22 protein-coding genes and 1 pseudogene are annotated in these 24,576 nt (G+C 39.9%); 14 read left to right on the top strand and 9 right to left on the bottom strand.

The genetic code is table 11. From position 1 onward, the window contains the following. Window positions 1-21: 21 nt before the first annotated feature. Window positions 22-3,774, top strand: a complete 3,753-nt coding sequence (locus H6G96_RS21530; RefSeq protein WP_190913344.1) for a WD40 repeat domain-containing protein — start codon at window positions 22-24, stop codon at window positions 3,772-3,774. A 34-nt stretch (window positions 3,775-3,808) separates the two neighbouring features. Here H6G96_RS21530 and H6G96_RS21525 read toward each other — a convergent pair whose 3' ends face one another. From H6G96_RS21525 to H6G96_RS21510, 4 genes are all read right to left on the bottom strand, one after another. Beyond that, a complete protein-coding gene (locus tag H6G96_RS21525; RefSeq protein ID WP_347242264.1) occupies window positions 3,809-4,834 on the bottom strand; it encodes a DUF3445 domain-containing protein in 1,026 nt (341 codons plus the stop codon). Between the two features lie 104 nt (window positions 4,835-4,938). Continuing rightward, window positions 4,939-5,493, bottom strand: a complete 555-nt coding sequence (locus tag H6G96_RS21520) for a methylmalonic aciduria and homocystinuria type D protein (protein WP_190913343.1) — start codon at window positions 5,491-5,493, stop codon at window positions 4,939-4,941. 443 nt (window positions 5,494-5,936) lie between these two features. Next, complete coding sequence (locus H6G96_RS21515; protein WP_190913342.1) at window positions 5,937-6,143, bottom strand: glycogen debranching protein; 207 nt, start codon at window positions 6,141-6,143, stop codon at window positions 5,937-5,939. A gap of 145 nt (window positions 6,144-6,288) precedes the next feature. Beyond that, complete coding sequence (locus H6G96_RS21510; protein WP_190913341.1) at window positions 6,289-6,942, bottom strand: MotA/TolQ/ExbB proton channel family protein; 654 nt, start codon at window positions 6,940-6,942, stop codon at window positions 6,289-6,291. A gap of 352 nt (window positions 6,943-7,294) precedes the next feature. On the opposite strand from H6G96_RS21510, the gene H6G96_RS21505 reads away from it, so the two are divergent. Next, window positions 7,295-7,519: a hypothetical protein gene (locus tag H6G96_RS21505; RefSeq protein ID WP_190913340.1), complete on the top strand. Its 225-nt coding sequence runs from the start codon at window positions 7,295-7,297 to the stop codon at window positions 7,517-7,519. Window positions 7,520-7,532: 13 nt separating this feature from the next. Here H6G96_RS21505 and rsmH read toward each other — a convergent pair whose 3' ends face one another. Then, on the bottom strand, window positions 7,533-8,477 hold the full coding sequence (gene rsmH, locus H6G96_RS21500) for a 16S rRNA (cytosine(1402)-N(4))-methyltransferase RsmH (protein ID WP_190913339.1): 945 nt from the start codon (window positions 8,475-8,477) through the stop codon (window positions 7,533-7,535). A gap of 408 nt (window positions 8,478-8,885) precedes the next feature. Between rsmH and H6G96_RS21495 the strand changes: the two genes are divergently transcribed. Both H6G96_RS21495 and H6G96_RS21490 read left to right on the top strand, forming a co-directional pair. Beyond that, window positions 8,886-10,070, top strand: a complete 1,185-nt coding sequence (locus tag H6G96_RS21495; RefSeq protein ID WP_190913338.1) for an NAD(P)H-quinone oxidoreductase subunit H — start codon at window positions 8,886-8,888, stop codon at window positions 10,068-10,070. A gap of 176 nt (window positions 10,071-10,246) precedes the next feature. Continuing rightward, the gene (locus H6G96_RS21490) at window positions 10,247-10,903 is read left to right on the top strand and encodes a DEAD/DEAH box helicase family protein (RefSeq protein WP_242063356.1); all 657 of its coding nucleotides are present in this window, start codon (window positions 10,247-10,249) and stop codon (window positions 10,901-10,903) included. A 310-nt stretch (window positions 10,904-11,213) separates the two neighbouring features. Here the strand turns inward: H6G96_RS21490 and H6G96_RS21485 are convergent. Beyond that, window positions 11,214-11,606 (bottom strand): annotated as a pseudogene (locus H6G96_RS21485) (hypothetical protein); the annotation flags it as partial. Window positions 11,607-12,216: 610 nt separating this feature from the next. On the opposite strand from H6G96_RS21485, the gene H6G96_RS21480 reads away from it, so the two are divergent. From H6G96_RS21480 to H6G96_RS21450, 7 genes are all read left to right on the top strand, one after another. Beyond that, the gene (locus H6G96_RS21480) at window positions 12,217-12,663 is read left to right on the top strand and encodes a hypothetical protein (protein WP_190913337.1); all 447 of its coding nucleotides are present in this window, start codon (window positions 12,217-12,219) and stop codon (window positions 12,661-12,663) included. Window positions 12,664-13,037: 374 nt separating this feature from the next. Beyond that, a complete protein-coding gene (locus tag H6G96_RS21475; RefSeq protein ID WP_190913336.1) occupies window positions 13,038-13,574 on the top strand; it encodes a GAF domain-containing protein in 537 nt (178 codons plus the stop codon). A gap of 82 nt (window positions 13,575-13,656) precedes the next feature. Next, window positions 13,657-14,046: a VOC family protein gene (locus H6G96_RS21470; RefSeq protein ID WP_190913335.1), complete on the top strand. Its 390-nt coding sequence runs from the start codon at window positions 13,657-13,659 to the stop codon at window positions 14,044-14,046. 114 nt (window positions 14,047-14,160) lie between these two features. Next, on the top strand, window positions 14,161-14,445 hold the full coding sequence (locus tag H6G96_RS21465) for a hypothetical protein (protein WP_190913334.1): 285 nt from the start codon (window positions 14,161-14,163) through the stop codon (window positions 14,443-14,445). After that, window positions 14,445-14,846, top strand: coding sequence for a PIN domain-containing protein (locus H6G96_RS21460; RefSeq protein ID WP_190913333.1), 402 nt, complete (start codon window positions 14,445-14,447; stop codon window positions 14,844-14,846). The genes H6G96_RS21465 and H6G96_RS21460 overlap by 1 nt, the downstream gene beginning before the upstream one ends. A 19-nt stretch (window positions 14,847-14,865) precedes the next feature. Continuing rightward, window positions 14,866-16,053, top strand: a complete 1,188-nt coding sequence (locus H6G96_RS21455; protein ID WP_190913332.1) for a class I SAM-dependent methyltransferase — start codon at window positions 14,866-14,868, stop codon at window positions 16,051-16,053. A gap of 338 nt (window positions 16,054-16,391) precedes the next feature. After that, a complete protein-coding gene (locus H6G96_RS21450) occupies window positions 16,392-17,258 on the top strand; it encodes an NAD(P)-dependent oxidoreductase (RefSeq protein WP_190913331.1) in 867 nt (288 codons plus the stop codon). A gap of 61 nt (window positions 17,259-17,319) precedes the next feature. Here H6G96_RS21450 and H6G96_RS21445 read toward each other — a convergent pair whose 3' ends face one another. Beyond that, window positions 17,320-19,437, bottom strand: a complete 2,118-nt coding sequence (locus tag H6G96_RS21445; protein ID WP_190913330.1) for a chromosome segregation ATPase — start codon at window positions 19,435-19,437, stop codon at window positions 17,320-17,322. 154 nt (window positions 19,438-19,591) lie between these two features. Next, complete coding sequence (gene hslO, locus H6G96_RS21440; RefSeq protein ID WP_190913329.1) at window positions 19,592-20,497, bottom strand: Hsp33 family molecular chaperone HslO; 906 nt, start codon at window positions 20,495-20,497, stop codon at window positions 19,592-19,594. 186 nt (window positions 20,498-20,683) lie between these two features. Between hslO and H6G96_RS21435 the strand changes: the two genes are divergently transcribed. The 3 genes from H6G96_RS21435 (at window position 20,684) to H6G96_RS21425 (ending at window position 23,677) form a co-directional block, all read left to right on the top strand. After that, the gene (locus tag H6G96_RS21435; protein ID WP_190913328.1) at window positions 20,684-21,070 is read left to right on the top strand and encodes a hypothetical protein; all 387 of its coding nucleotides are present in this window, start codon (window positions 20,684-20,686) and stop codon (window positions 21,068-21,070) included. 1,294 nt (window positions 21,071-22,364) lie between these two features. Then, window positions 22,365-22,574, top strand: coding sequence for a hypothetical protein (locus H6G96_RS21430; protein ID WP_190913327.1), 210 nt, complete (start codon window positions 22,365-22,367; stop codon window positions 22,572-22,574). Between the two features lie 884 nt (window positions 22,575-23,458). Then, on the top strand, window positions 23,459-23,677 hold the full coding sequence (locus tag H6G96_RS21425) for a hypothetical protein (protein ID WP_190913326.1): 219 nt from the start codon (window positions 23,459-23,461) through the stop codon (window positions 23,675-23,677). A 433-nt stretch (window positions 23,678-24,110) separates the two neighbouring features. Here H6G96_RS21425 and H6G96_RS21420 read toward each other — a convergent pair whose 3' ends face one another. Further along, window positions 24,111-24,287, bottom strand: coding sequence for a hypothetical protein (locus tag H6G96_RS21420; RefSeq protein WP_190913325.1), 177 nt, complete (start codon window positions 24,285-24,287; stop codon window positions 24,111-24,113). Window positions 24,288-24,576 lie beyond the last annotated feature (289 nt).

Genomic DNA, 24,576 nt, shown 5'->3' with positions numbered 1-24,576 from the left:
TATATTCAGATATTGGAAGAGTTGCACGATCTTAAATTCGAGCAAAAAGACTACCAACAAGCCTTTCAGCTTAAGCAAAAACAGCGTGAGATAGAGAGCCAATATGGGTTTCGAGCTTTTATCGGTGCGGGACGTTTACAGCCCCGACGACAGGCAATCAACCCAGCTAACTCACCCAATCAACCATCAAAAGACATATTTGGGGAAGTTGTAGCCGCTTTTGGACGACAGCAGGATATTAAGAGTCTGCTCCATCGTATTGGCAGAACAGATTGTAAACTCACCGTAATTTACGGACAATCTGGCGTGGGTAAAAGCTCAATTGTGCAGGCTGGATTATTGCCAGTTCTACAACTCACTTCATTTGATGGGCTGGAAACTCTACCAATTTTAGTGCAAGTTTATACTGCCTGGGAAAAGGAATGTGGCAGACTTTTGGTAGAAAAACTGGAAGACGTGAGAGGCGTTCGGTTGTCTGCACCAGTTGAAACATCAGCAGCAATTATTGAACAATTGCAGCAAAATGAAAATCGCAATCTGGTAACAGTGCTAATTTTTGATCAGTTTGAAGAGTTTTTCTTTGCTTATAAAGACCAAGCTAGCAGACGCAATTTTTATGATTTTTTGCGTGATTGTCTCAACATTTCTTATGTAAAAGTTATCTTGTCACTCAGACAAGATTATCTGCATTACTTATTAGAGTGGAGTCGCACCACAGAGTTACCAATCATTGACAACGACATTTTAGATAAAAATATCCTCTATTACTTAGGGAATTTTTCACCATCAGTTGCCAAATCCGTCATTCAAAGCTTCACTAAAAACTCCCAGTTTTCTCTAGCACCTGATTTGATAGATGCGCTGGTAGAGGATTTAGCAAGTGAGTTACGAGAGGTGCGTCCTATTGAATTGCAGGTAATCGGGGCACAACTACAAACAGAGAAAATTACAACGCTTGAACAGTATAGAAAACACTGGTTAAAAGAGAAACTAGTAGAGCGATTTTTAGAAGAAGTAGTTAAAGACTGTGGCTTAGAAAATGAACGCGCTGCTCAGTTAGTTTTGTACTTGCTGACTAATGAAAATAACACTCGCCCTCTAAAGACTCGCGCTGAATTAGTAAAAGATTTAGCAACAGAATCGCAAAATTTAGACTTGGTGCTTGAGATTCTAGTAGGTTCAGGGTTAGTGTTTCGAGTACTAGAAACTCCGGCTGATCGATATCAATTGGTGCATGATTATTTAGTACCATTTATCCGCCAACAACGTAGTGCAGAATTACTGGCAAAAATTAAAGAAGCAGAAGAAGAAAAACAGCGTATGCAAGCAGAACTAAATAGAGTTCTGCAAAAGCAACTAAAAGATGCACGAAGAACTGGAATTGGACTGGCGGGATTAGCAGCTCTAGCTAGTGGGTTTGCGATTGCCTCCTTGCTAGCATTCATTGATGGAAAGAATTCTCAACTCAATGCTTTGAGCGCAGTTTCGGACGGGCGTTTAGCTGCAAACCAAGATATGCAAGCATTGATAGAGGGAATAAGAGCAGCTAAACAAGTAAATTTCTTGAACAGATGGAACATCGGAATTATTCAGGATAGAACTAAGCAACAGGTATTAGCAGCTTTACAGTCAGCAAGTTATGGAATCAGAGAAATTAACACTTTAGAGGGACATAGTGCAACAGTTAACACAATTAGTTTTAGTCCTAATAGCAAGTTAATTGCGTCTGGTAGTGATGACAAAACAATAAGACTATGGAAATCTGATGGTAGTGCAGCAATTTCAAAGCCTATCGAACAAAAGGTTAGCGTTACTAGTCTCAGTTTCAGCCCTGATAGCCAGAGGTTTGCTTCTGGCACTCAGAATGGAATTGTAAGGCTTTGGAATATTAATGGAGAACTAATTAAAGAGTTTACTAATTTCCAAGCTAAGAAAATTAATACTACAACTAGTTTTGATAGCAAAAAAATTACTTCTGGTAGTGGAAATACAAGTCAACAACAGCAAAATATTGAAATTAAATCTAGTACAAATCTTCAAGATAAAGAGAGGAGTATAACCAGTGTCACTTTCAGCCAGGATGGACAAACCATTGCTACAGTCAGTGAAGATAAAAGTATCAAAATTTGGAAAATAAATGGCACACTGCTGCACAATCTGGAGGGCTACAGCAGTCGAACTAGGAGTATGAGTTTAAGCCCTAATGGTCAAAGTATCGTTATTTTAGATGATGATAATACTGTAAAATTCCTGCAACAGAATGGCAAATTAATTAATACTATCCAGGGACGGGGTAGTAGTTTGATAAAAATGGATTTCAGTCATAATAGAGAAATACTAGCTATTCGCAATATAAATTATGGTAAAAACAAGATACATCTCTGGAAGACTGATGGCGCTTTTTTCTCAATTATTCAGGCTAATAAAAATGAGAATATAAAAAATATAGTTTTCAGTTCTGATAATAAAGCGATAGCAGTTCAATTTAAAAATTATATACAAGTTTGGAGATTTGATGGGACTCTATTTCAAACTATTGATACCTCAAACAATATTTCTCGGCAGAAGGATGAGGATCTATTTAACATAGTTTTCAGTTCTGATAATCAGACGATAGGACTTGAATATCAAAGTTATATACAAGTCTTTAAGCGTAATGGGGTTCTAATTCAAACTATTGATGCTTTAGACAGTATTCGTACGGTAGATTCACAAATAGTGGTTACTTTTAGTACTGAAAATAGACTAAGATTTTGGCATAATGGTAAATTAATTCGTGCCATCCCTATTAAAAAGGAAAGTAACAACAATGACAAATTATTCTCTGATGGTAAAAATTTAGCTATTATTAAAGGCGAAAATGAAGTAGAACTTTGGACAACTGATAGCAAGCCAAGTAAAAAATCACTAAATCTCAGACAACACCTGAGTATAAATCGGATCAGTAATATAAACTTTATTCCTAACAGTGACATATTGGCTATTGAGGGAGATAATGACGTTGTCAAACTCTGGAAGATTCAAAAAGGAGAAGAAGCAACGAAACTCTTAGATACTTTTAAGGTAGATCCTATTAAGAGGCATAGCAACCAGATTACCAGTGTGAGTATTAGCCCTGATGGTAATATAATAGCTTCAGCAAGTAAAGATAAAACTGTTAAACTGTGGCAGCGTAATGGTCAATTAATTAAAACTATTACAAGTCATAAAGAGATAGTTAATAGTGTCACTTTTAGCTCTGATATTAAAACAATTGCCTCAGCTAGTGATGACCAAACCATCAAACTTTGGAAGTATGATGGTAGTCCAATCCAAACCAAAACTCCTTTAGAACATCCTGCTAAAGTCAATCGTGTAATTTTTAGCCCAGACGGTCAGATAATTGCGTCAGCTAGCGATGATAAAACTGTTAAGCTCTGGCAGCTTGATGGGACTCCAATTAAAACATTCAATGAAAGCCATCCTGTTACTGGTATCAGCTTCAGCCACGACGGTAAGATAATTTCTTCAGCCACATCTCAAACAGTCAAACTTTGGAGTCTTGATGGCACATTAATAGCTACCTACCAACGTTTGGGTACAGGAGATGTGAGTTTTAGTCAAAATGGTAAATGGATAGCTGCCGCTGGTAATGATGTAGTTGCATTATGGGACTTGAATTTAGATGTACTTCTCGAACGCAGTTGCATTTTTGTATGGGATTATCTGAACCGTAATAAAGATGAAAAAAACAGCGATCGCAAACTATGCGATGACATTCCCAAATCTAAATAAAGCAATATTCAAACACATATTTTATACCTCAGCCCTACTCTAGCCACTCCAAAATACTAGATTTACTCTCTACTAAACCTTTATATACTAAAGCTTCTGGTGTCATAGACTGAATTGCAGCATACAGCTTAGACCGTAACACTGGATCTTTTTTAACTACACCACAATCTCTAAAATAAGTACGAATACTAAAAAGCGCCGCTTCATACTCCGGTAGTCCCCAAATAACTTGTCGCTCAATTCGCAGATAAAGCTGGGGATGTTGTGAATCAAAGCTTCTACCTTGCCATTGGCTAACTGACACCCCAGGCGGCGGTTCGGGATGGTGGTTAAGGCGGGTATCGGTACTCAAACCCCAAGCAAAGCGCACCATCGGTTTCTGAGTAATCATTGTATTAGCGATCGCATCCCCTCGCCGATTAATTTTTTCCATACCAGCCACAGGTGCATGAATTGTGGCGAAATCCTTACCAATTTTCTCTTCAGCTGACCAGTGGTTAGGATAGCAGAGATGAACTGCACTCAGCCAGTTGCTACCATCATCAGAACGACAGATAATTGTCAAGTCTTCTTGTACCTGTGCTGCAAGTGCATCAAGGGTAGAGGCGTAAGCTGGAACAACAGAACTACCCTCAACTTGCTGTAACTGCAACTCTGCATCTAAATAGAGAGTTTCCTTGGTAAGTTGGCTGTGAAATTTCAGAGTGTTATCTATTGACTTTTGGTAGTGAAAATGCTGTGGGTGTTCTTGGATGAGGCGATTAATTATTAAACGAGCGATCGCACCTGCCACAGTTTTAGAATAATTACAAGTTTGGTAGTACTTGTTCAACCGTTCCCCACGAGCTAAAAGTTTAGCTTGGCGATAGTGGGCGAAATTATCATCAATTTGAAATACCTGCTGATCAGCCTGAGCGTTACCAAAACATGAACCAAAAACCATCATCCCCGGCTTGACTTCGTAGCGTCCACTCATGAGAGGGAAGTAGCAAGCCGCATTATTACAGGCTTCGACTGTCTTAGCTTCCTGGAACAAGTTGCTTGGAGGCACAGATTCTATAATACTTGTTTTTTATTCTCCTCATTTCCAATATATATAAAGGAATGAGGGATGATTGGGAAGAAATAATCCATGCCCAATGATCAATGACTAATGACAAATGACTAATAACTTTCTTTCCACCCATGCATGGATGATATGCCTTTTGTAACCCATTCGATCACAATTGGGGGAGCTTCTGATATCAAGATGCTAGGATAAACTGCTGTACCCCAATCGGGATGAATTAACACACAGCATTGATTTTTAATTACTGGATAGTTAAGTAAAGCTTTAACAACTGCTGTGTCATCGTGGGGAATTGCACCAGGATGAGACAGTAAAGGATAGCCTGTACGAGGGTCGATTAAGTCTGTTAAATAACCGCGATCGCGCAGATTAAATGCTAAATCACAGCCAAATCTCATAAACTTTTCTCGCAAGCGTTCTTTCTCTGACTCTACTTTTGCTGTCTTTTCGACTAATTGATAACGTGATTGCTGCAAGACAATCACTACTCGTAAAAATGGCTGCCGTTTCCAATCTGGTAATATCCGTTCGCAGTTGGCACAGATATATTGACTGGGAGCATGAATTGAAATTTGAACCGCTTGTCCCGTTTCGCCAACTAAATTAATGGGACAGGCTTGCTCCGAAGTGTAAACTTTGGGATAGTTCACTAAATTGATTCGGCTTATACAAGTTTTTTAATTTAATCTACGGTATAGATGATACATCTTAAAAGTTCAGAAAAATCATCATTTTCCTATAATAAGTTACTTTTTTTAGAAGTAGTTGCTAATAATTTAATAATTTTAATCCGAATTTTATCCTTTATTAACCTGTTCTCATGAGATTTGCTGCGATCGCTATCAGCATTGGCATAAGTGCAGCTTCTGGTAAACAAGCAATACATATAACGGGCTACGCCTACGCTCTTAATATCTCTTCGATCAAAATCCCAAAAACTAACCTCCATCTCAGAGAATTTGCAATAGGGTTACATCGCTAAGTGTGTAACCCTACGAAGATTCATATTCATCTATGGTTAGTTGTTTTTTTCTGTACCTTACCTTTGCTGAAACCGTTATAAGCTATAGAGTTTACTTTCGATAGCACTCAATTAATTGAGTTTTAAAGAATTCACCGGCACTTCATCCCAAGAATTAACTGTCCGCAATTGCGCTACCCAACCTGCTGCCTTTTGCGTCTCGGTCAAATTATTCTGAAATGAATCATGGCAATCTTTGGCTTGAGATTCATTACAAGTCGCAATACAGGCATGAATCATCCCAGACGGATCAATTTGCTCGTTTACCCAAATAGTCATGGAATATTCCCTCAAAAACTATAGCGAAAAAACCTATTCGTCATTTTAGAATACTATTAGAGCCAAAAAATGTAGAGCAAAATCGGTAACAATTAGTGAACTAATCCCAATTACCGATTACCAATTTACATTATGCAGTTTCGCTTCATCTGGTAGACACATAAGATTTATCTCCTCTTTCGTAGCGATGGCGGTAGAGTAATTCTAACTGTCCACCATATTCTTGAATCCAGGCAATTTGGCGCTGGTAGAGTCCCCGGAAGGTGTTGGCAAACAATAGTATAAAGATTGCCACTACCAACCCGGATGCTGTAGATACTAAAGCTTCACTAATTCCAGATGTTACACCTGCTGTTTTAGTACCTCCCACATCTCCGATATTTAAAGAGGCAAAGGAGTTAATTAATCCTAAAACAGTGCCGAGAAGTCCCAACAGGGGCGCAAGACTAATAATTGTCTCAAAAATATTTTGGGAACGCTTGAGTAAGGGGATTTCGGCTTGTGCTTCACTTTCTAATGCCAAACGAAATTCTTCTGGTGTTGGCTCCTCCAATTCTAAAGCTGCTAAAAAAATCCGAGCAATGGGTAAATCAGCATTTTTCTGCAATTTATCTAATGCACTAACTACATTATCAAGGCGATAAAGCTGTAGCACCTCTCGCACTACCTTGTTTTGCCGATTATTTATCCTTACCCAAAAGATGATCCGTTCGATAATCAGCGCCACTCCTAACAAAGAGAAGGCTAGCAGAGGCCACATGACTATGCCACCTGCCGTAAACAGATTACTAATTTCCATCTACTCTTTTTTAACTCCTCAACAACGCTAGGTTAACAGATCGTTGAGATGGAGCAGTTTAACGCTGCATTGTAGTTACAGCAATCTTTGAGCTATCCTCAACTTGGCCGATCGCGATCGCAGGTTATTGGGAATTTCTTTTTAGCAGTAACTTTAATAAATGTTAAGGAGTTCAGATTATTCCTACACCAGAACAAAAAACACAGTGCTACATATTGTGCTGTTGGTTTACCAAGCTTTACTTGCTTATTAATATCGTTCGTATGGATGAACGGACAAAAAATCTATTCTTCTTGGCAGGTGAGGAAAATATTATAGAAATATACCCTAACGGTAAATGGAGATACATAGGATGAGCAAGCCTAATTTTCATGCAATGAGTCAGAAAGAGTTACATGATTACGTTCTTGCTCATCGGGAAGATCAGGAAGCCTTTTACGCTTATGTAGATAAGCTGCATATCGAAGGTAATTGGATTGAAATGCCACCCTTACAGTCAGAACAAGATTTAGAAAATTATCCTAACTTCATTGAGCGTATTCGCAGCAGTTCTGAGCCACAAGATGGAGCAGCTTAACGGTGTATTGTAGTTACGGCAACTTTTCAGCTATCCTCAGTTTGGCCGATCGCGATCGCGGATTCTTACTAATTTCCTCTTCTTGTGCAATAATTGGCTTTTTTGTCAAGACCTTTAATAAAGGTGAATTTCTTAAACCATGTTTCACCGGGCGGTCTTCCAGACTATGAAAACTGATAATTGCAATTCTGCCGCCAGGGACAAGGGCATTTGGTGCTTTATCCAAAAAGGTTTCTAGGGATTTTAACTCATCGTTGACGACAATTCGCAGAGCTTGAAAAACACGGGTAGCGGGGTGAATTCTTCCATAACGGTATTTCGGGGGAACTGAAGAAGCGATCGCATCAGCCAATTCTGTAGTCGTGTGCAACGGTCGCCGTTCTACAATCCGACGAGCAATGCGCCGCGATAATCTTTCTTCACCGTACTTAAAGAAAATATCTGCTAATTCCGCTTCATCCCAATTATTAATCACATCAGCAGCAGTTAGCGATCGCCCTCGATCCATTCGCATATCCAAACTTGCAGCTTGGCGAAAGCTGAAACCTCGTTCTGCTTGATCTAAATGGTAAGAACTTACCCCCAAATCGGCTAAAATACCATCGAAAGTATTAGGGGGAAACTCGTAGTCAGCAAAATTGCTATAAATAAATTGTATGCGAGCCTCCTTCTCCTGTCGGAGACGCTGCGCGAACGGAGGAGCTTCGCTAACGCCAAACTCAGCTAACTCTTTCCTTGCTGCTGCTAAAGCATCTTCATCTTGGTCAACTGCCGTTACTCGCACATCCGCCGCAGCTTCTAAAATCATGCGACTGTGACCACCACCACCTACCGTCACATCTAAATAGTGTCCACCTGGACGCACCGCCAAACCCTCAATTACCTCCCGTCCCAAAACAGAAATATGAGAAAAAGCTAGTTCTTCTAAATCTAGCGGTGTTTGTAAATCTGATTTCATCTTTAATTTTATTTTTGTTTATATTTGGTAAGACTTACACCAAAAACCTCTTAAACTTCTATTCCTCCGTGTCCTCTGCATCCTCTGTGGTTCGATTTAAGTCCTATTTAGCACTTATTCCCAATTCTCAACATCAAGATTTTAAATGCAAAAATAGATTAGATGAAAAAAAACCTGTGCCTCAATCCCTTGCATATCAAGCTTCCCTATAATAATTGAAGAGGTGCAACGAAATGAAACATCAATTACAACTCCTCGGCTGCTATCCTCTCTCCAACATAACCCTGTAGAGTCCTAATTATATAGATTGCCCATACAAACCTCATTTTGGCAAACTAGATAAATCGGGTCTGGTTGGCATCTGGGCGATTCAATTCAAAATTTTCACGAACGGAGAACACGAAATCTATGACCAGACTAGAAACCCGCACTGAACCAATGGTGCTAAACATGGGGCCACACCACCCCTCAATGCACGGGGTTCTGCGGCTAATCATGACTCTGGATGGCGAGGATGTTGTTGACTGTGAACCGGTCATCGGCTATTTGCACCGGGGAATGGAAAAAATCGCCGAGAACCGCACTAATGTAATGTACGTTCCTTACGTCAGTCGCTGGGACTACGCGGCGGGAATGTTCAACGAAGCCGTCACTGTTAACGCCCCAGAAAAGCTTGCAGGTGTTGCTGTCCCCAAACGTGCTAGCTACATCCGCGTCATCATGCTGGAGTTGAACCGTATCGCTAACCACTTGCTATGGTTTGGCCCCTTCCTTGCTGACGTAGGCGCACAAACTCCCTTCTTCTACCAGTTCCGGGAACGGGAGATGATTTATGATTTGTGGGAAGCTGCCACAGGTTATCGGATGGTAAATAACAATTACTTCCGCATTGGCGGAGTAGCAGCCGATTTACCTTACGGTTGGGTAGATAAGTGTCTGGAATTTTGCGAGTACTTATTACCCAAAATTGATGAGTACGAACGCTTAGTAACCGATAACCCCATCTTCCGACGACGTGTTGAGGGTCTTGGTACTATCACCCGTGAAGAAGCAGTTAACTGGGGACTTTCCGGCCCCATGTTACGCGCATCTGGCGTGCAATGGGATTTGCGGAAAGTTGACCATTACGAATGTTACGACGATTTCGACTGGGATGTGCAGTGGGAAACCGCCGGTGATTGCTTTGCCCGTTACGTAGTGCGGATGCGGGAAATGCGCGAATCTGTGAAGATTATTCGCCAAGCAATTAAAGGACTTCCTGGCGGCCCTTACGAAAATCTAGAAGCCAAGCGTTTAGCCGCAGGTAAAAAATCCGAGTGGGACGCATTTGATTACCAATTCATCGGCAAAAAAGTTTCGCCTACTTTCAAGATGCCCAAGGGTGAAATCTACGCCCGTGTAGAAAGTGGCAAAGGTGAATTGGGAATTTATTTGGTTGGCGATGATAATGTTTTCCCAGCACGTTGGAAAATTCGCGCCGCAGATTTCAACAACCTCCAGATTGTCCCACATTTACTGCGGGGCATGAAGGTTGCAGATATTGTGGTGATTCTCGGCAGTGTTGACGTAATTATGGGGTCTGTGGATAGGTAGAAAATATCTATTTAAGTAGTTTTTAGAGCAGTTGTATTACAGTGCAACTGCTCTTTTTTTATAGCATTAGGTAAAACTAGTTCAGTTAAAAACTTCTTCCTTCTCTTCACTAATCTGGCTAGAAAAATTTTTTACTCATATAACATAAATACCAAATATTTATAGAGTTTTAAATAATGCCCCGCATTTTTGACAACATTGATTTACAACTGCTACCGATTTTACGAGAAACCCTCAAAATCTCTTATCGGGCAGATTTTTGTGTTGGCTACTTCAACCTCAGAGGTTGGCGAAGAATTGATGATTTGATTGAACAGTATGTTGGTAGTGAAAATGCTTGTTGTCGTTTGCTAATTGGGATGCAAAGCTTACCCAGTGATGAAGTTCATGCAGCATTTACCCTTAGTAATGGTGATGGAAGAACTGATAACAGTAGCATTGTGCGGTTTAAAAAACGCATGGCGTTGGAATTTAGCCAAGTACAAAATAAATTACCAACACTCCGGCGTTACCGAGTTGTGTTAATTGATGAAAGCCACAACTTACGGAACCGCGAAGGTAAACGTTATCGAACAATAATAGAATATATTGCAGCTAACGAAAGTAAATGTATATTATTATCTGCTACTCCTTACAATAAAAGTTATCTCGACCTTTCCGCCCAACTCCGGCTATTTGTGCCAGAAGACCAAGATTTGGGATTAAGACCAGAAGCTTTAATTAATGAACTTGGCGGTAGTTCTATAGGAGAATTAGAGTTTATTAGAAAGCATCAATGTTCTGTGCGTTCTTTAGCTGCCTTTGAGAAAAGCGAACACCTTGATGACTGGTGAGAATTGATGAAGCGTTACATGGTGCGACGTACTCGCTCGTTTATCAAAGATAATTATGCCCATACAGATGAAACAGGGCGGAAATATTTAGAATTTTCTGATGGGAGACGTTCTTATTTTCCCCAGCGTCTACCTCGTAGTCTGAAGTTTACTTTAGAAGGTTCTAGCACTGACTTTTATGCTCGTCTTTACTCTGAGTTAGTCGTAGAAGTAATTAATCAACTGAATTTACCTCGTTATGGGCTAGGAAATTACGTTATTGCCAAACACAAACAGCCGCCTACAGATATCGAGCAACGCTTTATTAATAATATTGATTGGGTCGCCATTTCGGGTCTGTATCGCACAAAATCGCCAAACTTATGGCAGGTTTCCCAAATCTGTCAAAAATTCGCAGGTTGTAGGAAAACATTCTTTCTGGAAAGATGTCTTCTGATTTAGCCTGGATTTCTACATGAATTAATAGCCAAATTTCTTGTCCTTAAATTTGCCAGACTTTAACTAATTTATCTGCATATCTCCTACCAAGTTCTGCTTCGCGGGCTATTTGTTGAAATTCCTTATCGAGAAATTCGTGGGGACGTTGCCAATTAATTATTTTTGCTGTTTGGGGAAAGAAAAATTGCATTGCTTGAGGAAAATAAGCTTCTAAAACTTCTTTCCACGGGCTATCATTATCTGCTCTCTCCAGTTCCTCTGTCATCAGTTTATTGCTATACCATACCATTTAGCAATCCTAAACAATACTATTCGCTTAAGGCAAGAGACGCGATGAATCGCTGTCTCTACAATAATCACCTTGCAGAAAACACTTAAATTAGAAAGCAAACTGGGGTTTGAGTAAGTCAAAGCTTCTTTTACTTACGGAAAACACCAAAATTAGAAAGCAAACTGGGGTTTGAGTAAGTCAAAGCTTCTTTTACTTACGGAAAACACCAAAATGAGAAAGCAAACTGGGGTTTGAGTAAGTCAAAGCTTCTTTTGCTTGCGGAAAACACTAAAATTAGAAAGCAAAAGCTTCTTTTGAGTAAGTCAAAGCTTCTTTTGAGAAAGCATTTCAGTATTTTGAGAAAGTAAACGGGCATTTTTATAAAGCAATTCGGCGTTTTGATAAAGTAATCAGCAAATATACTTAACAATTAAAAATCATGGCTGCACAAATACAAGCGACGTTCAGATAAATTGATAATTTTTCCGTATAATTTCTCAGCACCAATGAACGATCTCTGATTTCAAGCATTGTACCAAAATCAGTATTTTGTGGAAATTCACTTTTAATATCGCTGAGGTATTCAGAAAATAATCAAATCAATATGAATAACTCAGAGATGTTATTTAGTACAGCAGTATTCAATAGTTTAGTGATTGATTACTGTTTACGGCAGAAGGTTACTACAAACCTCAATATGTTTTATCTATACCAGTTACCCGTCCCACGTTTAACAAAAAACGATCGCAACTTCAACGATATTGTACAACGCGCCGCCAAACTCATCTGCACTACACCAGAATTTGACGAACTCGCGCAAGAAGTCGGTCTAGGTTCCCATCAACAAGGCGTTACCGACGAAGCAAAACGCGCTAAACTACGCGCCGAACTCGATGGAATGATAGCCCATCTTTACGGTTTAACCGAAGATGAATTTAGCTACATCCTCACCACATTTCCGATTGTTAATGCAACCGTTAAAGAAGCAACATTGTCAACTTACCGTACCTTTGTTCCAATGTTTGCAAACTCAGAATTAGTCTCTGCTTAATCTTTCGTTCCCATACAGAACATGGGAACGAGGAATACTAACAACATCACAGATATCTGTAACTATCAATACAAACTGAATTGTTACATTATTGCTTGAAGTGTATTTATTGCCTTAAGTTATAGAAAAACTGAACATATTATTTGTAAGGTTCTAAAATTCTTAACTTTAAATTTATAATTTTAAACTTTCTCTGGTACAAATTAAACAAAAAAGATTTCTTAATATTATTTTAAAATTCACCGAAGAAGTTGACTAGTATTATGTTCTGTTAAAATTGAATTGCTGCTATAAATATAAGAATATATTTAAACAAGGTCTAATAAATTACTATATAAATCCGGCAGCATTTACTTAGTCGTAATTTTAGAACCGTGCAAATTCATCCTCAGTCCGAATTTAACCATAGCCGCGATCGCCCTGAACAGGGTTTACAAAATTTGCTCGATCGCCTCGTTAAAACAATGCAGCGCGATGAGTTAGTTCGGCAAACAACCAATCAACTTAGAGAATCGCTTCAGGTTGATCGGGTGGTGTTGTATTATTTTTACAGTCAATGGCAAGGACAAGTGACTTTTGAATCTTTGAGTTCTCAAGAGTTTTCAATACTTGGTTCCACTGGTCCAGATGATTGTTTTAACAACGAGTATGCTGCTTTATACTTAGCAGGACGCGTAAGAGCGATCGCTGATATTGAATTAGAGCAAATCCAGCCTTGTCACAGAGATTTTCTCCGCAATATGCAGGTTCGTGCCAACTTAGTTGTACCAATTGTCATCCCTAGAGGATTATGGGGATTGCTAGTAGCACATCACTGTCAAGGGCCGCATTATTGGTCGCCATCAGATATAGAAATGATGCAAACAGGGGCACAAACTCTAGCAACAGATAGTAATATTCTGGAGAGTTAAGTCACGGTGTATTCAAATCGCCTACAGTAAAGTAGCAGAAATCCTCGCCAGCACTGATTTTTCTAATTAAGGAGAAAAAACTGTGAAATTTGCTTACACGGTTATTTGGGTAGACGATGTAGTTAAGACCGTTGAGTTTTACGAAAAAGCTTTTGGTCTAGTTCGCCGTACTCTCGTGGATAAGGGACAATCTATCTGGGCAGAAATTGAAACCGGAAACACCACACTAGCTTTCTCCTCTAGTAGCGAAGCACAGAAATTATTTCCTGGTGGCTGCCATCCTAACGACGCTACACAACCACCAGCATTAATCCAAATATCATTTATTACTCCTGATGTTGGTAGCGCTTACATGAGAGCGATCGGCGCAGGCGCAAAAACATTAGATGCCCCTAAAAGTCAGCCTGGGGGACAAATGATTGCTCGTGTTCGCGATCCCAATGGTGTGCTAGTGTCGTTGGTGAGTGCTTAATAGTGATCGCTACCTTAAAATTGGTAATTCCCATAGCGCAAGTTTTTCATTAATTAGGGCATCAAACAAGCAAAGCTATAATTACCGTAGCCTCTAGCCACGTTCCATACTTCTATGACTCATCTTCTGACACTGGAACTGAACGATCAGATTTTCACTGCAATTGCGCGACAGGCTGAGGCAATTGGCATTCCTCCTGAACGGTTAGCTGCAACGCTTTTAGAGCAACAGTTTGGACAAGTTTTTAAATTGTTGTCTGAAGCAGAAAAGGAGACAGCACGAGCCAGATTTGAACGCCATTTTGGGGTACTCAATCTCGAACATCCCATTGATTTGAACAATGAAAGCATAGATGCAGATTTGGTGAGAGAGTATGCCAGTAACCACGAGGAGGGTTAATGCTCCTCGATACCTCTGGGTTGCTTTGTTTGCACTATCAGACTGAGCCTTTGCACACTGAAGCTAGTGCTGCCTATAAAAGAGCAACAATCCGATTAACTCACAGCTATATTATTGCTGAGTACGTCGCGTTAGGTACTGCAAGGCGTTTTCCGCGTTCATCCGTCCTCGCTTTTGTGGTTGACTTGCTGGATAACCCAGATATAGAAACGGTTTGGGTAGATGAGTCATTGCACCGAACAGCAGTCGATCTCCTAATAGAGCGAGAGGATAAAACTTACTCTCTATGTGATGCACTGAGTTTTGTGTTAATGCGCCAACGCGGGATTACAGAGGCATTGTCTACCGATCGGCACTTCGAGCAAGAAGGGTTTATCCGCTTACTGCGAGTAGCAGGCTAACACGACAATGAAAGATTTTATGGATTCCAATGTTTTGCTGTGTGCAGCGATCGCAAATCACATTACCACCTCTCCACAGCAGCGAATTACTTTCGCCCAATTCATGGATCTGGCCTTATACCACCCTGAACATGGCTATTATTCCAGCGATGCAGTCAAAATTGGCTTTCAAGGTGGTGATTTTTTCACCTCTCCCAACCTCAGCGCTGACTTCGGCGAGTTACTAGCAGAACAGTTTTTCCAAATGTGGGAGATTTTAGGAAAGCCTGTACCCTTTTCTCTGGTAGAAATGGGAGCAGGCCAAGGATTGCTAGCTTTGCATATTCTTAAATATCATCAACTGCACTACCCAGATTTTTTTACCGCGTTAGAGTACATCATTGTTGAAAAGTCGCCAACTTTAAGACAAGAACAACAGCAACGCTTGCAAGATTTCCCCGTGCGTTGGTGCAATTTAGAGGATATACCACCAAATGCGATCGCAGGCTGCTTTTTTTCTAATGAGTTAGTTGATGCTTTCCCTGTCCATCAATTCATCCTAGAAACGGGGAAACTCCGAGAAATTTATGTAACCACAGATAAGAATCAAAAAGAAACCAATGCCCCATGCCCATCATTTATAGAAGTCACAGGAGAACCTTCAACGCCCCAACTAGCTGAACATTTAGATTTAGTAGGAATCGATTTGACCCAAAGTGTATATCAAGATGGCTACCGTAGTGAAATTAATTTAGCTGCCCTAGACTGGTTGAGTATAGTAGCCGACCGCTTGCAGCGCGGCTATGTGTTAACAATTGATTATGGCCACCCCGCCAGTCGTTACTATAATCCCAGGCGATCGCAGGGAACGTTACAGTGTTATTATCACCATCGTTTCCACGACAACCCTTATATCAATATTGGGCGACAAGATATCACTGCCCATGTTGACTTTACGGCTTTGGAAATTTGGGGTGAGAAGTGCAATTTAAAGAATGTTGGTTTTATTCAGCAGGGATTATTTTTGATGGCGTTGGGGTTAGGCGAACGCATTGCAGCCCTTTCTTATCAACAGCAACCCCTCTCGCAGTTACTACAGAGGCGAGACGCACTACACCAGTTTTTAGATCCCACAGGGCTGGGCGGCTTTGGAGTCCTAGTTCAGAGCAAAGGTCTGGATAAAACAGAGATTACTCAACCACTAAAAGGATTGGCCCTGCCAGAGTAAAAATAAATTTGAAAAGTTAAAACTCTATTTAAGAATGCAGTATTAGTCTTATTTAGACTAGCATAACAGTGATTACTGTAAAGTTAAACACACTACCAAAGTAATAATTATGTCCACCCATGACCTGTTAATGCTAGTAACCTTACTTACTCCAGGGCTTTTACTTTCAGTGCTAATTATGGCGACTTTTGCTGCTGGTGGCTAATTACCAGAGACATAAGTCATTAGTCAGTAAACAGTTATCAGTGTTTAGACATTGTTCACTGATAACTGATATTAAAATCAAACGATGGAACTACAATAGGCTACGCCTAGGCCGTATTAAAGGAACGTGAAAAATGAAGGTGGCATTTCTGGGAACTGGACTGATGGGACTACCAATGGCTCAAAGGTTATTAGCCGCAGATATACAGCTAATTGCCTACAATCGTACCCCAGAAAAATTAGCACCACTAAAAGCAGCTGGGGCTGAAGTTGTTACACATCCCCGCCACGCCATCCGTGGTGCTGAGTGCGTAATCCTAATGCTTACTAATGCCCCGGCTATTTATAATGTGTTGCTTTCAGACACTGCTTGGCCAACTCTGGAAGGACGCACGATCATCCAAATGGGAACAATTACTCCTACAGAAAGCCAGGAAATTAGAGATGCAGTTGTTGGTGGTGGTGGTGAGTATTTAGAAGCACCTGTATTAGGGAGTATCCCAGAAGCAAAAGCTGGCAAGTTGAGTGTTATGGTAGGGGCAGAGCCAGAACAATATCAACGGCACTTAAAGCTACTCCAAAATTTTGGGACAGAACCTTTACTTATAGGGCCAGTAGGATCTGCGGCGGCGCTCAAATTAGCATTAAATCAACTAATAGCTTCCCTAACAACTAGCTTTGCTCTGAGTCTGGCTTTTATCCAGCGTCAAGGTGTCGATGTGGATGTGTTTATGCAAATCTTGCGCGACAGTCCACTTTACGCACCTACCTTCGACAAAAAGCTACAACGGATGTTGGATGGCAATTATGCTGATCCGAATTTCCCTACAAAACACTTGCTCAAAGATACAGAATTATTTATCTCTGAAGCGAAATCCCGAAGTTTGGATCTCAGCAGTATTAAAGGTGTGCGGCAAATCTTGCAAACAGCCGTAAAAATGTCATTTGCTGATGATGATTACTCATCACTATTTTCTGTAATTAAAGAATGGGGAGAGTGATGGGGGAATAAATTTTCGTAGGGTAGCACAGCTAGCCGTGCTACCCTAATTAACGAAAATATTACTGTCCATTAGTAGTTGATTGAGGAAATGGTAGAGATTCCGGTTGAGGCTGAAGTTGCGGCTGGGGTGCTGGTTGAGGATTTAGAAATTCCTGCCAAGCCCTAATTTGCTCTTGTGCTGCACTGTAAGCAGCACTACCGCGTGGAATCGATTTTGCAATGTCCATCCCTCTAGCAATATCAGACTGACCTTGAGAGCGGGCTATTTCTAACAATTGCTGGCTCCATTGGTCAATAGCCAGATTTGCATCCATACGTAAGATACTATTGTTTGAAACCCGATCCGCCAGTCGTATTGCTTCAACCAAAGCTTCTGGCGTGCCAACTGCCCCCACTTCCTGAGCTTTTCTCCAGTTTTCTTTAGTGCGAATTTGCCCTTGCCAGTCATTTACCGCAGCTTGTGCTTCTTGTGAAAGCGCCCTTCCTGACGATGCAATTTGTTGGGCTAGGCTAATAGCGGCGGTGAGATTTCCACTATGAGCCAGCTCTTGCGCCTGATCTAAGTAGGGCTGGTCTTGAATTCGCTGAATTTTTCCTACCCAAGTACGAATTTTTTTCCGTGCTTCTGGATATAATGCACGACCTTTACGAATTTCGCTAGCCTGAGCGATCGCAGCTTGCAAGGAGTTAATATCGTCGAATATTGCTATCTGTTCGGCACGTTCTAAATAAGGCTGGTCTTCAATTGTCTCTACTTGGGCACGCCAGCGACCCATTTCTTGCCTAGCTTCTGTGGCGCGGGGGTTACTAGCAGGGATGAGCTGTACTTGAGCGATCGCTGCTGTTAAATTAGGGACTGTTCCCTCACTAGCCAATATTCTCGCTTTTTCTAGATTGGCAACATCTTCAATTTCTAACTGCCAACGAGCAATTAGTTGCTGTGCTTCATTATACACTGGTCTGGAAGGATCAATCTGTTGTGCTTGAGCGATCGCAGCCTCTAAACCAGAAACATTACCTATCCAAGCACTTCTTTTCGCGTCAGCTATGGCGATAAAGTCATCTGTTTCGCCCCGTAGTTTCGCAATCTCTGGAATTTGTCTTGCAATATTCAGTGCTTCATCCGCATCTTGCTTATCTAGTTTTGCCTGTGCCAATTCCAGCATTTTGCGTCCAAATGTGGGAATTGCTTCCTGAGCTTTTTGGTAAATGTAACTTTCTTGCCCAATAGACTCGGCTAACTTGATAGCTTCTAATAAATTATCAACAACTTTGCTGTTTGCTAAATTTTCGGCTTTTCCTAACTTATCGCCATCTTCCCGCGCTGTGGCAATTAGACGATTCAATTGGTCGTATTTAGTGCCCGCCCAATATTGATTGTCTACACGCAGCATTTTAGCGGATAACATGAAGGCCGATTGCCAGCGTCGTTCCTTTACTTCTGCGATCGCACCATTATATGTAGCTTCTGCCTTTGACCAAATCGACTGCCATTTGTCAATTTGCTCATCGACTAATTTATAAGCTGCCACATCTTCGGGTATCTTACGAGCAGTAGCGATCGCTTCTTCTAAATTTCCAGTTTGGAAACTTTGATCAGCTAACTTCAAAATATCCCGTGACCATTCTTCGATGAAACGATCAATTTCTCCATGCAACGGGTGATTTTCTGGTAGTTCCTTCACCAGAGCGATCGCTTGCAAAAGGTCGTTTACTGTCTGCTTAGAAGCAGCTAACTGAGCGCAGTGTAGCCGCACAGAAGCACTAGCTAGGGGCCAGAAAATCGAGGGGCAATTAGGGGCAGTGGGCAACTTTAGCAGCATTGCAATCGACAAGAACCCTACACTGCCGGGAATTAACATTAGTAGTACTGACCACAACACCCAGTTTTTCATCCAGCGTGGCAATTTACCAAAGCTTCTGCTGAGTTGGGTAGTTTCTTCTGAATGACTATTTATAGGTAATCCTTCTCTACGAGACGCTTTGGGTGGCTTTTTTCCCCATAGGGGTATATTGTTTTTTTTTCGCCGCTTCACTGACTTGGAAGTAGAACCAGTAGCTGGGACATCAAATGGCTGAGTTTCACCGAATTGCTCTGTTCGGGATAATCTTTTGTTTTGATCTGGCTCTCTTCCACTGGCTGAAGACCAACTATCTGGAATATCCCGCTCTGTCATTTCTCACACCAAAATAATTGAATAGCGCTCTGTTTTAGGTCGATAATTCCATTGTTGACATAGTAACTTTCTGATGATTAAAAAGCTATTTTTTTGAGTATCTTTCTCCACAGAGTAGCATTAGCAATCTAAAAAATCAGTGCCCTTTTATACTTTATCCTGAAACGGTAGATTCAGCTTGCAAATCGGCAATTAGTTGAGCTAACTGATCGCTACTTGCCTGATAGACGTTGCCGCAAAACTCGCAAATTGCTTCAGCACCATCATCTTTAATAATCATATCTTGCAGTTCGGCTTCTCCCAAAATCTTCAATGCCCCCAAAACGCGATCGAAAGAACAACCGCAGTGGAAACGCAGCATTTGCCGTTCGGAAAAGATTTCCAGTCCCATGTCTCCCAGCAAGTCGTTAAAGATTTCAGGTAACGTCTTACCAGCTTGCAACAATGGCGTAAATCCTGCTAGACCAGCAACCCGTGATTCCAATGTTTCTACTAGGGCTTCGTCTCTGGCAGCTTTGGGCAATACTTGTACCAGTAATCCTCCAGCCGCAGTTACTCCACCTGCTCCCACAAACACGCCTAAAACTAAAGCTGAAGGTGTTTGTTCGGAATTTACTAGATAATGAGCCACATCATCGCCAATTTCGCCAGAAACTAGTTCTACCGTACTAGAGTAAGGATAACCATAACCGATATCGCGGACAACATAGAGGTAGCCGTCACCTACTGCACCGCCAACATCTAGCTTACCTTTGGCATTGGGAGGCAATTCCACCGATGGATTTGCCACATACCCGCGTACCGTACCATCTAAGCCTGCATCTACCAATATGCCACCCAAAGGGCCATCGCCCTTCACCCGGACATTGACCCTTGACCCAGTTCGCTTCATACTAGAAGCCATTAATAAGCCTGCTGCCATAGTCCGACCCAGTGCTGCCGTTGCCACATAGGAAAGCTTGTGTCGTCCCCGTGCCTCTTCTGTTAAACGTGTGGTGATCACACCTACGGCACGAATTCCACCTTCGGCTGCTGTTGCACGAATTAACTGATCCGCCATGAATAACCTTACATTTCTTAACAAGTTCACTTTTTCTATTCTAAGTTCTCTGCTGCAAGAAAAGTAACGTAGTGGAGTGTTAGGCAAATAAACGGCTGTCATTGGTCATTAGTTATTTGCAAAGGATTAATGACTAATGACTAAATTAGAAATAGCGATCGCTCACCTTTAGGTAATCCTATAAAAATGCTGGGTAATTTTCAACAAAGCCAACTGCGGATCGAAATCGAAGCATCAACAGATGCAATTCGTGACAGTCTGCTGCATCCGATGCAACTAGAAAAATGGCTCTTAGGGCAACGCTTTGCGCCAGGAATGCCAGAAGAATTGCTTCCAGGATTCCAGTTTACTACCTGGACTGGGCCAGTTGCGATTCATCATCAAGTAGATGTTGTCAAATCAAACTGTCTCCGCTTGGTACTTAGTGGGGGTATTGACGGGTTCCACGAATGGTACTGGGGAGAAGGTTGGGTACAGTCCCGCTTGGAAGGAATTTCGCTTTTGCCTTTAAATTTGGGTCAAACAGTGAGTTTGTTAAGCTTGCGTCAGTTTTTGGCAACTCAAGAACGTTGATTCGATTGACGTAAAAAAAATTGGGGATTGAGGATTGGGCATTGATTATTCTCCGAGTCCCCAGTCCCCAGTTTATAAACCAGAAATAATGTCTAAAATAATTTTTACCAGTACAGATAAATCTTCTGAAACTTTATAGCGTTTCTGGTGTTGAGTCACCTGGCGATTCGCACGATGATAAACTCCAAAACGCCAGCCTTCACCAGTCGTAACTGCACTATATACATTAGCATCGCAGGCATTCAGTCCCGCTTCAGCCCGTTCTAGTGTAGCAAAGGCAGCTTTGAAAGCTTGTTCTATTTCCTTAATTTAGAGAATAGCGATCGCCTTCGTATTTCCCATCTGCTGATATTGGTTCATAGATGCGATCGCCTGTCACATTCGCCTGTCGCATTCCATTGGACTTAGTAGCGCTTTGAGTTGTGCATCGATGTGCGATTGCAGTAACTGATTCTGCTGGGTATTGCCGTCTTTTCTTTAATTGAGCTTTTTTACAAAACTCCCATAAATTGGCGTTTTCGCCCTCGAAGGCGAAAATGATGGCTTTTGCTTTTATTCCTAATAAGTGCCTTGCCTGTATGTATTTAGTATGTAAATATCAAGCTTATATATAGCTAGGTTTGATATAGCAATTAGCACATATTAGTAAGAGTATCAAATTTTTATAATTTCTATCTAAAATTTTATCTTTTCTTTATTTACTTTCAAAATATTTATATTAGTAAAACAAAGCTTTTTCCAAACTAATTAATAATTATGAAAAGTTAGCAGTTTGCCTATCAATATAAATTATATATCCTAACTTTGATGGTGTATATAAAAAACCTAATAATATACATTTTTACATAAAAACACTTACTCAAAACTCAGAATCACAGTTTGGAATTTTATAAACTTATTTAAGTACGATTAGTATAATTTTTTATTATTTTTATTGGTTATATATTTAATTTTCCGCATATTCGTTACTTGAACAGTATAAATACTTAAGCAATTTATTCTATGATTTTTGACAGAATTAAGCTTTTAGTTAGCCGTACTTGATATTAATACCTTCCATTTTTTAATAAATACAAACTTCATCAAAAACGACTTTGTATAAATGGCATCTATGTAATATTTGGGTTAAAGATGTGTAATACATAATTTTTTAAGTATGAGTCGCTTGACCTTTTGAGCTAGACTGATGTAATATTTCTACAGCCAAATAAAAATAAGTAAATGTACTTTTTTAGTCTACATTTATTACTTTGGCAATGATTTTAATCCCAACAATCAAGTGAGAACTAAAAATATGCGAAGCACACTACTTACAGAACTAACCGTTAGTGAAGAAGCTAATCTATCTGGTGGTAAGAAAATTTTTAAAAAGAATAAATCTTTTAATCAACAAAGCGCGAATGGCGGCATAGCTATTTCTGGCTTTAATTTTATCATTGGCAGCAATAATACTATTAATTCTGGTAATGCAAATGCAAATGGTGGAAGTAACAGTGCAACCTAGTAACCCAAGTTGCTGTACCTGTTTCGCCACTTTCAGAAAACAACAATCTAAGCCAAATTATGAGGCTTTTATGGAATAAAGTTTTGATACTTTATTTTCCAATAGAAACTAAAGCTCCTTAATCTTTTGGATGATTGGATTTTCCCAAAGTTACAAAAGCGCCTGAGGAAAGCGATCGCATTCCCGATGGGTGTAAAGAAACATAAATGTTTCTTGAAAGAGGGCTATAGTAATCCAAATTGAAACGTGAAAAATACAGATTTATAAGCTTTTCAGCCTTAGGATTGCTATAGCTATGTAAACCTATCCCACTATTTTAAAAACCCCTACTTCTTTCTGTCAAATATGCTTTAAAATCTTGATTTTTAGTTCTCAGTTCTCAATTAAGCTTAAGCTCTGTAGCGCAGATACAAATATTATTAGTGGGATAGATTAGTGGCAGTGCGATACGCGACCACTTAAGCAATAAAATTCCCTCCAGTAAGAAAGTTAGGAGGGGCATATTTTAAATGAAACAATTGTGCTCTATCCTATAATCAACAGCTTGTTTCATTAAGTAGGAATAATAATACTGGAAGATTTAGATGAAATTACGTGATGTTTTTTAGACTCATTACCTCTATAAATTACTTATATTTATGCTTCCAATCTTTTGATAAATTAAAAGTTATTTTTAATTAATCTGTATAAATAGCCACTATGTAATATCTTCAGTGAAGATGTTTAATACATATTTCTTAAACAACTAGTTGCTTGATCTATTTAGAAAGAATCGTATAATAAATTCAAGGAGCAAAAAGGCTGACAAATATACAAAGAGTATATTTGCCGATTTATGATATTGCTCTAATTTTCAATAAGTAATTAAACCGAGGAATAAAAACATGAAAAGCACATTATTTACCGAATTAACCGCCAGTGAAGAAATGAATCTGTCTGGCGGTAATTGGTTCCCTTCTTACTACAACTACCAAAAAGTCAACGTCCAAAAGAATAAGCAAGAGGCAAATGGTGGCATAGCTAATTCTGGCTTTAACATATTAAGTAAGACAGGTAGTGCTAGTGCAAACGGTGGAACCAACGTTAATGTACAAAAGAACTAATTTTGAAGTTCAGTAGAAGGTACATAACATAAGATAAAGACACGATTAATCGCGTCTTTACCGGGATAAAAGTTCGCATATTAGCCAATTTGCCCTGTTGAGGCAGGTTAAATTGCTTTTGTGCGTCGCTTCATTGCTACTTCATTGCTAATCGATATACTACCAGCGATGGAGCCGTTTACAACTCTGTTGTGATTATCCTAACATACGTTTATTACTACCCAACTACTTTTCTTCAACAAAGTTAACAAATTTCGATTGACTGTGACAACAGTCAATCGGTTTCTTTAGCGCTTTTTTCTGAAAATACTGCTTATCTTTAAGTAGTCAAGTAAGGAACAAGCGCTAGTGTATGCAGGGATAAAACCCTGCTATTTTTTTGGGTTTTATCACAATGTATTTGAATTAGATTTTTAAAATCCTTAAATTACTTTTAATCTTCGGCTCTTAACACTTGTTCAACTATTAATTCTAACTCTGGAGAAATTTGATATTGAATACGTTCAGTACCAACAAAATCTGTTGGTTCATATAATTCTTCTATCAATATTAATACAGTTACTTTGCTAGTTAATGGATAGACAATCCAATACTCTTGAATTTGGGTCAAACGCTGAGTTTGTTGAACTTGCTTGCGTCAGTTTTTGGCAAATCAAGAGCGCCTACTTACTTATACAGCTAGGTCTAAAGAGCAATTAGCGCATTTTAATACAAACACCAAATCTTTATAATTTTTCTGAAAAACTTGATTATTTCTTTATTTATTTGCAAAACATTTGTTATAGTGAATGCAAATCTTTTTTCAAATTAATATAAATATTTCAGCGAAGCTAAAGGTTTCTATATTAAAAGAAGTTATATAAATTAAAATTAAAGTTGTATAAAATTATTTATTGCAA

This window comes from Nostoc sp. FACHB-892 (assembly GCF_014698795.1).
In the GTDB taxonomy this organism is placed as follows: domain Bacteria; phylum Cyanobacteriota; class Cyanobacteriia; order Cyanobacteriales; family Nostocaceae; genus Nostoc.
Note: the sequence above shows the minus strand (reverse complement) of the source record. Positions and strands in the feature narration are given on the sequence as shown.

Bases quoted from the DNA above. Each gene is read 5' to 3' on its own strand.
- H6G96_RS21515 (WP_190913342.1), bottom strand. From the start codon at position 6,143: ATGACTATTTGGGTAAACGAGCAAATTGATCCGTCTGGGATGATTCAT.
- H6G96_RS21510 (WP_190913341.1), bottom strand. From the start codon at position 6,942: ATGGAAATTAGTAATCTGTTTACGGCAGGTGGCATAGTCATGTGGCCT.
- H6G96_RS21505 (WP_190913340.1), top strand. From the start codon at position 7,295: ATGAGCAAGCCTAATTTTCATGCAATGAGTCAGAAAGAGTTACATGAT.
- rsmH (WP_190913339.1), bottom strand. From the start codon at position 8,477: ATGAAATCAGATTTACAAACACCGCTAGATTTAGAAGAACTAGCTTTT.
- H6G96_RS21495 (WP_190913338.1), top strand. From the start codon at position 8,886: ATGACCAGACTAGAAACCCGCACTGAACCAATGGTGCTAAACATGGGG.
- H6G96_RS21490 (WP_242063356.1), top strand. From the start codon at position 10,247: ATGCCCCGCATTTTTGACAACATTGATTTACAACTGCTACCGATTTTA.
- H6G96_RS21480 (WP_190913337.1), top strand. From the start codon at position 12,217: ATGAATAACTCAGAGATGTTATTTAGTACAGCAGTATTCAATAGTTTA.
- H6G96_RS21465 (WP_190913334.1), top strand. From the start codon at position 14,161: ATGACTCATCTTCTGACACTGGAACTGAACGATCAGATTTTCACTGCA.
- H6G96_RS21460 (WP_190913333.1), top strand. From the start codon at position 14,445: ATGCTCCTCGATACCTCTGGGTTGCTTTGTTTGCACTATCAGACTGAG.
- H6G96_RS21455 (WP_190913332.1), top strand. From the start codon at position 14,866: ATGGATTCCAATGTTTTGCTGTGTGCAGCGATCGCAAATCACATTACC.
- H6G96_RS21450 (WP_190913331.1), top strand. From the start codon at position 16,392: ATGAAGGTGGCATTTCTGGGAACTGGACTGATGGGACTACCAATGGCT.
- H6G96_RS21445 (WP_190913330.1), bottom strand. From the start codon at position 19,437: ATGACAGAGCGGGATATTCCAGATAGTTGGTCTTCAGCCAGTGGAAGA.
- hslO (WP_190913329.1), bottom strand. From the start codon at position 20,497: ATGGCGGATCAGTTAATTCGTGCAACAGCAGCCGAAGGTGGAATTCGT.
- H6G96_RS21435 (WP_190913328.1), top strand. From the start codon at position 20,684: ATGCTGGGTAATTTTCAACAAAGCCAACTGCGGATCGAAATCGAAGCA.
- H6G96_RS21430 (WP_190913327.1), top strand. From the start codon at position 22,365: ATGCGAAGCACACTACTTACAGAACTAACCGTTAGTGAAGAAGCTAAT.
- H6G96_RS21425 (WP_190913326.1), top strand. From the start codon at position 23,459: ATGAAAAGCACATTATTTACCGAATTAACCGCCAGTGAAGAAATGAAT.